This window comes from Acidisarcina polymorpha (assembly GCF_003330725.1).
GTDB classification, from domain to species: Bacteria; Acidobacteriota; Terriglobia; order Terriglobales; family Acidobacteriaceae; genus Acidisarcina; species Acidisarcina polymorpha.
This window is the reverse complement of the sequence record NZ_CP030840.1, coordinates 4,146,605-4,159,073: the sequence shown is the minus strand read 5'-3', so window position 1 is coordinate 4,159,073 and position 12,469 is coordinate 4,146,605. Positions and strand designations below refer to the sequence as shown.

The following is a 12,469-nucleotide window of genomic DNA, read 5'->3' as shown; positions in this document are numbered from 1 at the left end:
GACACCCGCATGTTAAACTAAGTACACCGCATGGATGCTGGACTCGAACACTTAATCCGCCTGCAAACAGTCGATGAGCAGATTGCTCAACTGCTTCATTCCATCGCAGAACTGCCGAAGCATCTCGCTTCCCTAGAAGAACGACTCAAGAGCCATCGAGTCTCACTCGAGCAAGCTGAGAAAGCGATCGCGGCAGAAGAAGCCCGTCGCCGCCGGCTGGATAGTGATCTCAAAGACGTTCAGCAGAAGGTGCTCAAATACCGAGGACAGAGCAGCAGCGTCAAGACCAATGATGAATTTCGTGCCCTCCAGCATGAAATCGATTTCGCTGAGGCCGAGATCAAAAAGATCGAAGACCAGCAGATTCAAATTATGGAGCGAATCGAGTCGCTTCAGGCGACCAAGCGCGATGCGACCACTGCATTAGCGGAACAGAATAGCCTCATCGAGCAGGAAAAGAACCTCGCGAACGCGGCCACTGCCGAACAGCAGGCCAAGCTGAATGTCCTCCGAGTCGAACGCGAGCAGCACAGAAAGAAGATCGACTCTTCCATCCTGGTCACCTATGATCGCGTGTCGTCCTCTTCGCGGAAGACCGGATTAGCCAGAGTTCAGGGCCAGCGCTGCCTTGCTTGTCAGATGTACCTGCGCCCGCAAATCTGGAATCAAGTACGGAGCGGACAGCTTCTCACCTGCGAGAGCTGCGGCCGGTTGCTGTATTTCGACATCTCTCTGGAACCACCGCCACCGCCCCCGGTCACCCCGGTCAAGAAAAAACGGACGCCAAAAACAAAGGCGCCCGTCGAGCCGGTCGAAGTGGCCTCAGAGTCGCCGATCTCCGCCTCTGAATAGCGTGCGGCAGCTCTGTCAGCCACTTCCTACGCAGATTCCTAGCTGGTGGCCTGCGGTGGAACGCTAAGACCATTGGATTGAGTTACCGCCCGCTGTGCGTTGATGGTCGGCCTGGCTGAAGTCCCGCTTTGCGGAGTACGGGCCCCTAACATTGCGCCCATTGGCCGCAGATTCATAGCTGGCTGGGAACTTGCCTGCTGATGCATCGTAACGATGATCGCCACGGCTGGGATTTTGCCGGCGCATCGATAGGCATGCGGAGTACTCGCATCGAAGTAGACGCCATCCCCGGCTTCGACAATGTGGACTTTATCGGCGTGGCGGATCTCTAATTCACCCTCAAGCATGTACAGGAATTCATATCCCGGATGCACATGAGGACGGACCTCCATATTTTTCTTCAGTGGAATGAACTCTGCATAGTAGGGGTCGAGTTGGCGGTCGGGTACCATGTATCCCAGACTCTCGAAGTAATAAGTAGGGTCGTCGACCCCGGTCTGCGGCAAGCGAACGCGCTCCTTCTTCTTGTGCACCCGAAAGAGAGTATTCGGCTCGGTCTCGAAAAAGTAGGAGAGGTCTTTGCTGAACACCATGGCAATTCGGGCAAGATTCCGTAGGGTGGGCACCACCCTCCCGGTCTCTAGTTGCGAGAGAAAGCTGGCCGAAAGGCCAGTATGCCGTCCCAACTCAACCAACCCCATTGATTTTTTCAACCGCAGCCTCTTGATCCGTTCTCCAATGTGCTTTTCAGCGATAAAAGCCTCAGCGCTCTCTGGATCGATCTGTGTTTTTGGGCCTAATACCTTGGCCACAGGGCTAACCGTCTGCTCGCTCGCCTCTATTTCCGACTCATTGATCGTTTCCATGTCGCTCCTCACCTCTGAGTTAGTGAGATGGCTGCCATCTCTATTTTGTTGCTCCAGCTAAAATCTATTCTGTTCAGGTCAAACCAAATGTAGCATCTTCTATCATTTCGTTCGACCAAAATCCGCTGACTGGTGCATAAAGCCCATGAACTTTGCGTCGTTGAACAAAACAATTCTGGTGAGCGGCGCCTCGGGCCTAATCGGCTCAGCTCTAGTACGTGGTTGGATGCCGGAACCGATTCATCTTGTACGCCTGGTGCGACAGAAGGAACATGTCAGGGAAGCAAAGGCGGGCCAAGCCGTTCTTTGGAATCCATCGGCTGAGCCGCCCCTTGCAGACCTGCAACTCCTTCGTGGCGTCACCGCTGCGGTTCATCTCAGCGGGGCCACGGTCGCAGGTCCTCGGTGGACGCCCGCATACAAGCGCGAAATCTTCAACAGCCGCGTGCAAAGCACAACGGCGTTAGTAAACACCCTTCTAAAACTAGCGCCGCTGCCGGAAGTTCTTGTTTGCGCCTCGGCAATCGGGATTTACGGCAATCGCGCGGAGGAAATTTTAGATGAGAATTCTCCGCCTGGAGAGGGCTTTCTCGCAAACACCTGCGTCGCCTGGGAGGCAGCTACTCTAGCCGCGGAAGCAGCCGGTATTCGGGTGGTCCATGCTCGCTTCGGGGTAGTACTTTCGCCCCAGGGAGGGGCCTTGGCGAAGATGCTTCCTCTCTTTCGCCTCGGGCTCGGCGGGCCGCTGGGCAATGGTCGTCAGTTTATGCCTTGGATCACGCTGCGGGATGCGGTGTCGATCTTGCGCTACTGTATCGATGAACCGGCGATCCGCGGCGCGGTCAACGTCGTCGCTCCGAACCCAGTGACCAATGCCGAGTTCACTCGTGCCTTGGGAAGTGCTCTTCATCGTCCCGCGATACTTCCGGCGCCGTCGTTTGCTTTGCGTCTGGCCTTTGGAGAGATGGCGGATCAGGCGCTACTCGCCAGCGACCGGGTGGTTCCAGCTAAGTTGCTACAGAACGGCTTTGAATTCGCCGACCCGCTACTGGGCCCAGCATTAGAGAGCATCATTTCGTCGCCTGCTTGAGGGGCTCTTGGTCTGCTACGCTTAATTCGATGCTACGGCGCTTTCCCTCCCCTGCTTCGAAATTGTGCGCCGTCCGCTTCTGTTTCAGCCAGCTCTCTCTGTTGGCGATGATTTTCTGGATAACTGGTTGCGGGCAAACCGGGGTCCCCCTGCCGCCTACCTTGCGGCTCCCGGTCCCGGTGGACGATCTCACGGCCAATCGGGTCGCGGACCAGGTCACGTTGCGGTGGACCATGCCTCACCGGACTACAGATAAGCTGGCGCTCAAGGGCCCGCAACCGGTGCACATTTGCCGCCAGGTGGGCAATGGTTCCTGCGAGACTGTGGCCGATGTCAGCTTTCCCCCTGAAAAGCCCGCCAGCTATGTAGATACTCTGCCAGCCTCTTTGGCGGGTGGTTCCAAGCAATTGCTTAGCTATACGATTGAGGTTCGTAATAGGCACGGCCGCTCTGCAGGAGCTTCGAACCCGGTCTACACTCTCGCCGGAGCAGCCCCGCCGCCGCTTTCCGGCGTGCGCGGAGAGATGACAGCGTCCGGCGTGCTGCTGCAGTGGCAGCCATCCTCCTTAAACGGAGACGAGCACAAGATCGAGATTCAACGCACTCTACTTTCGATCTCCAAGCCTTCAACCTCCGCCAAACCGGGACACTCTCCTTTTGCAGAATCGTCGCCGCAGCTTGTCAAAGACCAAATGCTCACTGTGCAGCAGCCGGATGGCCTGGAGACCGGCAAGGTCCTCGATCCTGATGCAGCGCCGAATCAGCGCTACAGCTATCGACTCTCCCGTGCCGAGGTAGTCACGGTCAACGGTAAGTCGGTTCAGGTGGAAGGGGCTACGAGCTCAGAGATTAGCGTGACAACCAAGGACACTTTTCCCCCTCGGCCCCCAATCGGCCTTGCCGCCGTTGCCGCACCAGATGAGGGCGCTATCGACTTATCTTGGGCTCCGAATACTGAAAGCGATCTGGCTGGATACGCAGTCTACCGCCGTCAAGGAAGCAGCGAACCAACCCGCGTCTCACCCGCGGACGCTCCCCTAGAGACCCCCTCGTACCGCGACCTGACCGCAAAACCAGGGCAAGAATACACCTATTCGGTCAGTGCTATCGACCGGGATGGCAATGAAAGCGCCCGCTCGGTGGAAGTCACCGAAACTCTGCGCACCAAACCATAGTTCGTACTACCGGAGAAACCTGCCAATGCGATATTGCCGCTTTCAAACCGACTTTGGTCCACAGTACGGAGAAGTGCGTCAACGGGGCGGCCATGACTGGATCGAGATTCTGTTGCCGCCTCCTGAGGAGGACGCCTGGACCAGGTTTCCGAGCGAAGCGGAGGCTGCCGCCTTTGAACCGGTACCCTTCGGCCGGGCTACATTGTTCGCCCCAGTCGTCCCGTCGAAGATCGTCTGCATCGGCCGCAACTATCGTGATCACGCAGCCGAACTGGGCAACGAGGTCCCCAAAGAGCCGCTGCTGTTTCTGAAAGCTCCCTCCGCGATCCTCGCCAGCGGCGAAACTATCTGCATTCCACCGCAATCGAGCCGTGTCGATTTCGAGGGGGAGCTCGCCGTCGTCATTGGCAAACGTGCCAGCCGCATTCAGCCCGACGAGGACGTCAGGCAATATATCCGTGGATACACCATCGTCAACGACGTAACCGCCCGCGACCTTCAGAAATCTGACGGGCAATGGTCCCGCGCCAAGGGATTCGACACCTTTTGCCCAGTGGGCCCGATCGTCACCAATGAAATCGATCCCGACCTCGGCCTGGAGGTCGAGACCCGGCTCAACGGTAATGTGAAGCAGCATGGAAGCACGATCGACCTCATCTTCCCCATCGCCCACCTGCTTCGCTACATCACGGCGGCCATGACGCTGCTGCCCGGAGATCTTATTCCTACCGGAACGCCGGCGGGCGTTGCTCCTATGCAGCCAGGCGATCTCGTTGAGGTCTCAGTGGAAGGGGTGGGCACACTATCAAATCCTGTGGCCGCCTTTCTACCTTGAAGGCTGCGCAGCTCGCATGCTCTCCCAGCAAAAGCTCGATGCATCGCAGCCTCGGTTCCGTTTAGCATGGGCAAATACGCCCAAGACATGCGCCGCCCAGCTTGACGAAGCCAGAATATGGTCTCCGTGTTGAAGCGGTTACTCCCGTTTCAACATCAGACTATTGTCGCTCCTTGCCGAGGATGGGCATTTGCTACCCGTCTGGATGTGGGGTGGAATACCTGATAAAGTTCAAGTGAATAAGCTGGAGGTAGTTTTATGTCGAAGAGCCTGCTCGAGCAACTCCGCGAAATGACGATTGTCGTCGCCGATACTGGTGACATCGAGGCGATTAAGAAGGTGAAGCCGCAAGACGCGACCACCAACCCCTCGCTCATCACCACTGCCGCTCAAATGCCGCAGTATGAGCCGATTGTGGACGGCGTGCTGCTCGACGCCAAGAAGCAGCTGGGCGATAATGCAAGCGACAAAGACGTCGCCAATCTCGCGTTCAAGCATCTTGCCGTCGCTTTCGGCAAGCGCATTCTGGAGATCATTCCCGGACGCGTTTCGACTGAAGTTGATGCCCGGCTATCTTATGACACCGAGAAGACCTTGACCCAAGCTCGGGAGATCATTCAGCAGTATAAGGAGCAAGGTGTTGATAAGAAGCGCATTCTGATCAAGATCGCCTCAACCTGGCCAGGTATAAAGGCCGCCGAGATCCTTGAGAAGGAAGGCATTCACTGCAATCTGACTCTGCTTTTCGGTCTCCACCAGGCCATCGCCTGCGCCGAAGCCGGAGTCACCTTAATCTCGCCCTTCGTCGGTCGCATCCTCGACTGGTACAAGAAAGACACAGGCAAGGATTATGTGGGCGCCGATGATCCTGGCGTTCAGTCAGTCACCAAGATCTACACTTACTTCAAGAAGTTCGACTATAAGACCGTCGTCATGGGCGCCAGCTTCCGCAACGTCGGCGAGATTGAAGAGCTCGCCGGGTGCGACCTTCTGACCATCTCTCCGAAGCTGCTCGAGGAACTCGAAGCGAAGCAGGGCGAATTGCCGCGCAAGCTCGATCCGGCGAAGGCCAAGCAACAAGACGTCGAAAAGCTCAGCATCGACGAAGCCACCTTCGAAAAGATGCATGCCGCTGATCGTATGGCGCATGACAAGTTGAAAGAGGGCATCGAGGGTTTCAGTTCCGCACTGGAAAACCTGGAGAAGCTGCTCGCTGCGCGACTCGCGGAACTTGGAGCCAGCAAGGAAACCGTCGGCGCTCACTAAGGATCGACGAGCTCGTCGTCTGGAAGATAGAAAGAGGCAGCCTGATTTGGCTGCCTTTTTTATGTGATCTCTTTGGGGGTCTCTCCTCCGCATTTTGAACCGGTCCGGCACGTCTCTTCAATACCCAAACTGAACTGGAGATTAGCCTGACGAAGAAACAGAGCCGCTCATAAAAATGGATCAGCTTGCTGCGTGTCTGGTTCAGAGAGACCATCTATGATTGATCCGCTATCTTGGATCAGCCATCGTGGATCCGCCATCGTGGATCCGCTATCGTGGAGCCGCGGGAAGGCTCGCGCAGTGAGGTAGCTGGGAGGAACCCCGGATGGCAAACAGCTTCGGCGCCGACATTCTCATCCAAGCACTAGATCCAAAGGTAGCGGCATCTTTCTACGTCAATCAACTGGGTTTCAAGGTAAGCGGTGAGGCTCCAAACATGTTGAGTCTCCACGGGCAGAACATCAACTTGTTCATTGAACAAGGCCCTCCTCTTGGACCGGTTCTGGAGGTGAAGGTAGATGATGTCGGGCAAGCCAAAGTCCGGCTGGTGAAGAGCGGAGGCGAGATTCTGAAAGTTGAGCCGGAGTTCCCCCGTTGTAACGTGCGAGACCCGTTCGGCCTCATCTACAATCTTACGGCCGGAAGCTGACAGCGAGGCAAATTTAACAAAGCAGGGCGCCGCGCGTTGACTCTGTTCTCCGCGTACGGTATTCTTTAGTTCTTGCGCAGTTCCGCGCTTGCATCCCTGTGTGTTTGATCGTGATCCACAGAGAGGCTCACCCGGAAAGCCATTCGGTTTCATTCTGCGCTGCTCAGGCGAACCTATGGTTTTGTCCGTGGGAAGGTAATCCCCGGGGAATCCGCGCGTAGTAGCTATTTCAGGATTTTCGTTCGACTAGATTCTAGTTTAGGTAAAGAGGAAGAGATGTCGACTTTTGTTCCAAGCGCGAATGCGATCGACCGCAAGTGGTATGTGGTAGACGCTAGTGGCAAGACCCTCGGCCGCCTGGCGACGGTCGCCGCCAGCTACCTGGCCGGCAAACGGAGCCCGCAATACACCCCGTATATCGATGTTGGGGATCATATCGTGGTTATCAATGCCGAGAAGATCCGGCTGACCGGACTCAAGAGCCAGACCAAAATGTACCGCCGTTACACCGGCTTCCCCGGCGGTCTGCGCGAAGAGTCGTATGTCCGCCTGCTCGCGCGGCGGCCCGAAAAGATCGTTGAAGATGCGATCAAGGGCATGCTTCCCAAGACCAAGATGGGCCGCAAGATGGCCTCTAAGCTTCAGGTATACCGCGGCGACAAGCACCCTCACCAGGCGCAGCAGCCGCAACCGCTGGAGTTCACAGCGTAAGTTTCAGACGTAAAGATTCAAGACTAGGACGGTTATGGCAGATCTGGTTCAGTATTACGGCACGGGACGGCGCAAGTCGGCGATCGCCCGCGTATTCCTTCGCCCCGGAAGTGGCCAGTTCAAGGTCAACGGCAAGGGATACGAAGAGTATTTCGTCACCGAACAACAGCGCGCCTCGGCAAAGCAGCCCTTGGTCCTCACCGAGCACACCGCGACCTTTGACGTAATCACCACCGTACGCGGCGGCGGCGTCTCCGGTCAGGCCGATGCGGTCAAGATGGGCATCGCCCGAGCACTGCTAGAGTTCAACGTGGAGTTGCGCAAGACGCTCAAGGCTGACGGCCTGCTCTCCCGCGATGCTCGCATCAAGGAACGGAAGAAGTACGGACAGAAGGGTGCACGCGCACGCTTCCAGTTCAGCAAGCGGTAAAGAGAAGTAAGCAAGAATTTGGAATTCTAGGATGAGTGCCCCATGTCTCGATGTAGAGACATGGGTTTACGACATTTCAGTAGTTCAATCTCCCCGCGAGGGGATAAATCCTCGACCCAAGGGTCAGGATGCAATCTAACAAGGAGGCTGTTTGGCTAACATCACCATGAAGGAGCTGCTCGAAGCGGGAGTCCACTTCGGGCACCAGACGAAGCGCTGGAACCCGCGCATGAAGGAATACATCTTCGGCGAGCGCAACGGCATTTACATCATCGATCTGCAGAAGACCTTGAAGATGTTCAAGGAAGCCAGCAAGTGGGTCACCGATCTGACCGCGACTGGCAAGGTCATTCTCTTTGTCGGAACCAAGCGGCAGGCGCAGGACGCCATCGCCGAGGAAGCCAACCGCTGCGGCATGTTCTATATCAACAACCGCTGGCTGGGTGGCCTTCTGACTAACTGGATCACCGTGCAGAAGTCTGTGAAGCGCCTTCAGGAACTCGATGAGATGGCCACCGACGGCCGCTACGAACTGCTTACCAAGAAGGAAGTCATCAAGCTCGAGCGCGAGCGTAAGCATCTACAGGCAAACCTGGCCGGCATCAAGAACATGAAGCGTCTGCCCGATGCCCTGTTCATCGTCGACTCGAACAACGAAGCGATTGCCGTCGCCGAAGCCCGAAAGCTCGGCATCCCGGTCGTCGCCGTGGTCGACACCAACTGCGATCCGACGGTCGTCGACTACGTGATCCCCGGTAACGACGATGCGCTGCGCGCTATCCGTCTGTTCACCTCGAAGATCTCCGATTCGGTCATCGAAGGGGTACAGATCGCCGGTGACAAGCAGTACATGGACATCGCCGGTGTCTCCGCCAGTGCCGTTGAAGAAAAGCCAGTACTCTCCGTCGGCCTTGAATCCGGCGCCGATGAGCCCGAAGGCGACGACACCGATGGCGAAGTCGATCTCGAAGCCGTCCTCGGCGGCGGCATCCGCAAGGCTCCGGTCGCGGTGACCACCCTCGATGAGCCTGAAGCCGTCGAACACGCGCTCTAACGGCAACTTCGCAATAAGGAAGCTCCTGAAGCGTGGCTCTCGGCCACGCTTCAAGCGTGTTCAGGGACAACATTAAGATCGGATGACAGCCGCCTCCGCACCGGCTGTCGCCAATGAAGTTGAATAGAATTGGGAGAAGGACATGTCGACCGTGACTGAAAATATTTCTGCTGCACAGGTAAAAGAACTCCGCGAAAAGACTGGCGCGCCGATGATGGATTGCCGCAGCGCCCTCACCGAAGCCAAGGGCGACATCGAAGAGGCCGTCATCGTTCTCCGCAAGAAGGGTATGGCCTCGGCCGCCAAGAAGGCCTCGCGCACCACCAGCGAAGGCGCGGTCGGCACCTACATCCACGCCGGCGGCAAGATCGGCGTGCTCGTCGAAGTCAACTGTGAATCCGACTTCGTCGCCCGCACCGAAGACTTTCAGGAGCTGCTCAAGGACATCGCCATGCATATCGCCGCGACCGACCCGCGCTACGTCCGCCGCGAAGATGTGACCGCCGAAGACCTCGAGCGCGAGAAGGACGTCTTCCGCGCCCAGGCGGCCGCCACCGGTAAGCCCCCCGCCGTCGTCGAAAAGATCGTCGAAGGCAAGATGAGCAAGTTCTACGAAGAGGTCTGCTTACTCGACCAACCCTTCATCAAGGACCAGACCGTCGCCATCAAGGACATGATCGCCACCAAAGTCGGCAAGCTCGGCGAAAACATCTTCGTTCGGAGGTTCGCCAGATTCAAGGTTGGGGATAATAACTGGACTGTGGCTCAGGCTAAGTTAAGTGCTGAAGAGTAATAGTCACCAACAACAAAAGTGTCATCCTGAGGCGTAGCCGAAGGATCTGCGTTTCAGCAATGCCAAAGGCCCGGGAGAATTTCTCCCGGGCTTGAGTTTTTGCTGCAGCTAAACGCGAATGCCGGCCTTGTGCAAAAGCTCATCAAAAAGCGCCCTGAATTCCCCGATCTGTTCACGAACATATTCGCGTTTGCAGGTGTAAGTAATCTTGTGCGCCGAGTAATTGCCGAGTTTACGAGTATCCTCGATCGTGGTCTTGGCATTTCTAGACAGGTTTAAAATTGCATTTGTCTTGGCATCATTGACGATCCCTTCGAGCATGAAGTAACTGTTGCTCATTGAATCTTTTATGGTCCCTGATACTCCAAGCTTTTCGTACGCTAGTATAAGCAACACCTCCTCAAGGCGCCTCGTCAAAGATGTTGTGTTCATATGAGGCGTTGATTTGCTTTGCTACGCTTTCGATAAAGCCACGGGTCCCCTCGTACAGGGCAGGCGGCAGAATGGCACCTTCATCCATAACCTCTTGAGACTTTTCGGCCAGACCAGAGAACTTATTCTCCAACTCGTCGATGAAGGTTCCTTTTAAGCGCCACCCTCGCTCCGCACGAACGGTGCGGCGGCTCGCCCTCAGATTTCCGTCTAGTCTGTGTAGATTAGGTGCGATTTCCGACGACGCGCTACTGAAGCAACCCCGCCAAAGTCTCAAAGAACTCCACCGGAGTCGCAATCCGCAGCCCAGTCCGTTGCGCCACGCTCAGAGTGAAGTGCTTCGTATTATGGGTCAGCAGCCAGTCTGGCTTGGCATCCATTGCGGAGAGCAGTACCGGGATATCGGACTCATGGCGGATCAGCTTCCGACCGGCAAGTATCGCGTTCAACTCCGGAAAGGCAACCAACTCCGGTTTTGTGAGTTCTATCAATCGCCGATAGTCTTCGATCAATTCATCCGCCTGCTTCGGAGGGAGTTTGCGTGCGTGAACAAGCAGGTTCTCTTCGACCTCCTCGCGCACCGCCTCAGCCAGCACCAGTTTGCAAACTCTCGCCGCGCAGAGAGACAACACCGCCTTGTCCAGCCCCCACGGAGCGACTATGCCTCCAGTCAGCACATTGGAGTCGAGAAAAAGCCTAAGCCTGCGAGTCACTTCTTCCGACGCGACTTGGACTCGCCCGCGTCAAACGGCGTCGTCGGGCCGAGCGGCATCGTGGCGCTCCCATAGCGACGCTCAAAAAGTCGTTGTCGTGTCTCCGGCAGCGTCGCCATCAACACTTGCGGGGTGGCGCCAGCCGCGGCCAGCGCCGAACTGATTCGCTCGCAAAGGGCATCGAAGCGCCTCTGCTCAGGAAGCAGAATCAGCCCGTCGCCCAACCGCAGCACGGCAAAGGGAGCACCCGCTTCCAAGCCCAGCTCCTCGCGGAACTGCTTCGGCACCGTGAGCTGGCCCTTTTCTCCAATCTTTGTGGTATTCAGATATTCCAGGAGCGGTGGAGAACTCTTCATAAGTGCAACTCCAGTAGGAATATCCTACCACCCACCAAACAGCCTGAGGACTATGCCTCTCGGATCGATCCACCCGCGGTACCAGACCTGGAGGGTTACCTACATTTGAGCGCTCCGTGCGCCAGACGCGGGACGGCGCAATCTCCTAACCTCATCGAGGCGCTGCTGCATGCTACTCGACTCCCAATCCGTCAGCCAAGTTCGAATCTCTCCTTTGCCAAATAACGAGGGCTAAACCACCGCCATCAATGACAGGATCACCACCAAGGCTGACAAGCTCTGCGAAAACATCTGCGTCCGCCGGTTTGCCAGATTCAAGGTTGGCGACAATAATGGTGTGCGCACAGGCTAAGTTCACTGCGGCCAAGCGAACGCACTTGAATCTCCGAAGATGCTGTACTCCAGACAGGCGATGGAAAGACGCGGAATCACATCGAATCTCGGACTTTATGTCTACGCCGCAGCAGCTATCTTTCTCGGCCTGCTGGGTCTGGTTTCTGGTGATTTCGCCACAACATGGCAGAATGTCGGCCCCAACGTCCCCCTTCGTGCGCCGCTCGCGTATATCACTGCAGTCATCGAGCTCGCCGCGGGTATTGCGCTCCTCTTGCCCCACACCGCCCGCGCCGCCGCTCTGACCCTGACGGTCCTCTACTCGATTTTCACGCTCATCTGGGTGCCTAGGGCCTTGGTCAATCTCGGCAACTATGACCCGATCGGCAATGTCTTTGAGGAATTCTCTCTAGTCGCCGCCGGCCTCATCCTCTGCGCGACCTTCTCGCCTCCTGGTTCACCGATCGGCCGCCGCCGCTCCTTCTTTGTGCTCCTCTTCGGGATCTGCCCAATCTCCTTCGGCATCGTCCATATCATTGACATGCCGGGATTGCTGGGTGGAATCCCAAATTGGCTACCTCCAAACCGGATGTTCTGGGCCTACATCACGACGCTGGGATTTTTCGCGGCCGCCATAGCCATCCTCACCCGCATCAAGGCCCTGCTCGCGTCGCGCCTGCTCACCGCCCAGATATTGATCTTCGAAGTATTGTTCTGGATTCCAAGGCTCCTCGCTGAGCCGGGCAATCACTTCAACTGGGCCGGGAACGCCATCAGTATCGCCATCGCCGGCGCTAGCTGGGTCGTCTCTGACACCATCAGCCGCGAAGTCGTGACCGCCAGGGACTTGAAGAGCGAGACGTAAATCTTCCTTGGTCAGCGGGATTGTCGGCACCGCTAATTGAGAAGCCCTG

The 12,469-nt window shown here is 56.9% G+C and carries 15 protein-coding genes; 11 read left to right on the top strand and 4 right to left on the bottom strand.

Annotation, left to right across the window (positions count from 1 at the left end):
- The first annotated feature begins 30 nt into the window (after window positions 1–30).
- Window positions 31–852 carry a zinc ribbon domain-containing protein gene (locus ACPOL_RS17665; RefSeq protein WP_114208229.1) on the top strand — a complete coding sequence of 274 codons (822 nt, stop codon included), beginning with the start codon at window positions 31–33 and terminating at the stop codon, window positions 850–852.
- 38 nt (window positions 853–890) lie between these two features.
- On the opposite strand, the gene ACPOL_RS17660 is transcribed toward ACPOL_RS17665, so the two are convergent.
- Window positions 891–1,718 (bottom strand): helix-turn-helix domain-containing protein, encoded by an 828-nt coding sequence (locus tag ACPOL_RS17660; RefSeq protein ID WP_114208228.1) that lies wholly within the window; start codon window positions 1,716–1,718, stop codon window positions 891–893.
- Window positions 1,719–1,863: 145 nt separating this feature from the next.
- Here ACPOL_RS17660 and ACPOL_RS17655 point away from each other — a divergent pair, with 145 nt between their 5' ends.
- The 9 genes from ACPOL_RS17655 (at window position 1,864) to tsf (ending at window position 9,721) form a co-directional block, all read left to right on the top strand.
- A complete protein-coding gene (locus ACPOL_RS17655) occupies window positions 1,864–2,808 on the top strand; it encodes a TIGR01777 family oxidoreductase (protein ID WP_114208227.1) in 945 nt (314 codons plus the stop codon).
- 107 nt (window positions 2,809–2,915) lie between these two features.
- The gene (locus ACPOL_RS17650) at window positions 2,916–3,983 is read left to right on the top strand and encodes a fibronectin type III domain-containing protein (RefSeq protein ID WP_150133051.1); all 1,068 of its coding nucleotides are present in this window, start codon (window positions 2,916–2,918) and stop codon (window positions 3,981–3,983) included.
- Window positions 3,984–4,008: 25 nt separating this feature from the next.
- Complete coding sequence (locus ACPOL_RS17645) at window positions 4,009–4,818, top strand: fumarylacetoacetate hydrolase family protein (RefSeq protein WP_114208225.1); 810 nt, start codon at window positions 4,009–4,011, stop codon at window positions 4,816–4,818.
- 258 nt (window positions 4,819–5,076) lie between these two features.
- Complete coding sequence (locus tag ACPOL_RS17640) at window positions 5,077–6,084, top strand: transaldolase (RefSeq protein ID WP_114208224.1); 1,008 nt, start codon at window positions 5,077–5,079, stop codon at window positions 6,082–6,084.
- Window positions 6,085–6,409: 325 nt separating this feature from the next.
- Window positions 6,410–6,733, top strand: coding sequence for a VOC family protein (locus ACPOL_RS17635; RefSeq protein WP_114208223.1), 324 nt, complete (start codon window positions 6,410–6,412; stop codon window positions 6,731–6,733).
- 276 nt (window positions 6,734–7,009) lie between these two features.
- Window positions 7,010–7,444: a 50S ribosomal protein L13 gene (gene rplM, locus ACPOL_RS17630; RefSeq protein WP_114208222.1), complete on the top strand. Its 435-nt coding sequence runs from the start codon at window positions 7,010–7,012 to the stop codon at window positions 7,442–7,444.
- Window positions 7,445–7,478: 34 nt separating this feature from the next.
- Window positions 7,479–7,874: a 30S ribosomal protein S9 gene (gene rpsI / locus ACPOL_RS17625; RefSeq protein WP_114208221.1), complete on the top strand. Its 396-nt coding sequence runs from the start codon at window positions 7,479–7,481 to the stop codon at window positions 7,872–7,874.
- Window positions 7,875–8,025: 151 nt separating this feature from the next.
- On the top strand, window positions 8,026–8,928 hold the full coding sequence (gene rpsB / locus ACPOL_RS17620; protein WP_114208220.1) for a 30S ribosomal protein S2: 903 nt from the start codon (window positions 8,026–8,028) through the stop codon (window positions 8,926–8,928).
- 142 nt (window positions 8,929–9,070) lie between these two features.
- Window positions 9,071–9,721 carry a translation elongation factor Ts gene (gene tsf, locus ACPOL_RS17615; RefSeq protein WP_114208219.1) on the top strand — a complete coding sequence of 217 codons (651 nt, stop codon included), beginning with the start codon at window positions 9,071–9,073 and terminating at the stop codon, window positions 9,719–9,721.
- A 108-nt stretch (window positions 9,722–9,829) separates the two neighbouring features.
- Here the strand turns inward: tsf and ACPOL_RS17610 are convergent, their stop codons facing one another.
- From ACPOL_RS17610 to ACPOL_RS17600, 3 genes are all read right to left on the bottom strand, one after another.
- A complete protein-coding gene (locus tag ACPOL_RS17610) occupies window positions 9,830–10,060 on the bottom strand; it encodes a hypothetical protein (protein WP_114208218.1) in 231 nt (76 codons plus the stop codon).
- A 341-nt stretch (window positions 10,061–10,401) separates the two neighbouring features.
- Complete coding sequence (locus ACPOL_RS17605) at window positions 10,402–10,866, bottom strand: PIN domain-containing protein (RefSeq protein WP_114208217.1); 465 nt, start codon at window positions 10,864–10,866, stop codon at window positions 10,402–10,404.
- Complete coding sequence (locus ACPOL_RS17600; protein WP_114208216.1) at window positions 10,863–11,222, bottom strand: AbrB/MazE/SpoVT family DNA-binding domain-containing protein; 360 nt, start codon at window positions 11,220–11,222, stop codon at window positions 10,863–10,865. The genes ACPOL_RS17605 and ACPOL_RS17600 overlap by 4 nt, the downstream gene beginning before the upstream one ends.
- A 412-nt stretch (window positions 11,223–11,634) precedes the next feature.
- Between ACPOL_RS17600 and ACPOL_RS17590 the strand changes: the two genes are divergently transcribed.
- Window positions 11,635–12,420 carry a hypothetical protein gene (locus ACPOL_RS17590; protein WP_150133050.1) on the top strand — a complete coding sequence of 262 codons (786 nt, stop codon included), beginning with the start codon at window positions 11,635–11,637 and terminating at the stop codon, window positions 12,418–12,420.
- Window positions 12,421–12,469 lie beyond the last annotated feature (49 nt).

What these genes read in the sequence shown, in the direction of transcription:
- ACPOL_RS17665 (WP_114208229.1), top strand. Translation starts at nt 31, where the DNA reads ATGGATGCTGGACTCGAACACTTAATCCGCCTGCAAACAGTCGATGAG.
- ACPOL_RS17660 (WP_114208228.1), bottom strand. Translation starts at nt 1,718, where the DNA reads ATGGAAACGATCAATGAGTCGGAAATAGAGGCGAGCGAGCAGACGGTT.
- ACPOL_RS17655 (WP_114208227.1), top strand. Translation starts at nt 1,864, where the DNA reads ATGAACTTTGCGTCGTTGAACAAAACAATTCTGGTGAGCGGCGCCTCG.
- ACPOL_RS17650 (WP_150133051.1), top strand. Translation starts at nt 2,916, where the DNA reads ATGATTTTCTGGATAACTGGTTGCGGGCAAACCGGGGTCCCCCTGCCG.
- ACPOL_RS17645 (WP_114208225.1), top strand. Translation starts at nt 4,009, where the DNA reads ATGCGATATTGCCGCTTTCAAACCGACTTTGGTCCACAGTACGGAGAA.
- ACPOL_RS17640 (WP_114208224.1), top strand. Translation starts at nt 5,077, where the DNA reads ATGTCGAAGAGCCTGCTCGAGCAACTCCGCGAAATGACGATTGTCGTC.
- ACPOL_RS17635 (WP_114208223.1), top strand. Translation starts at nt 6,410, where the DNA reads ATGGCAAACAGCTTCGGCGCCGACATTCTCATCCAAGCACTAGATCCA.
- rplM (WP_114208222.1), top strand. Translation starts at nt 7,010, where the DNA reads ATGTCGACTTTTGTTCCAAGCGCGAATGCGATCGACCGCAAGTGGTAT.
- rpsI (WP_114208221.1), top strand. Translation starts at nt 7,479, where the DNA reads ATGGCAGATCTGGTTCAGTATTACGGCACGGGACGGCGCAAGTCGGCG.
- tsf (WP_114208219.1), top strand. Translation starts at nt 9,071, where the DNA reads ATGTCGACCGTGACTGAAAATATTTCTGCTGCACAGGTAAAAGAACTC.
- ACPOL_RS17610 (WP_114208218.1), bottom strand. Translation starts at nt 10,060, where the DNA reads ATGAGCAACAGTTACTTCATGCTCGAAGGGATCGTCAATGATGCCAAG.
- ACPOL_RS17600 (WP_114208216.1), bottom strand. Translation starts at nt 11,222, where the DNA reads ATGAAGAGTTCTCCACCGCTCCTGGAATATCTGAATACCACAAAGATT.
- ACPOL_RS17590 (WP_150133050.1), top strand. Translation starts at nt 11,635, where the DNA reads ATGGAAAGACGCGGAATCACATCGAATCTCGGACTTTATGTCTACGCC.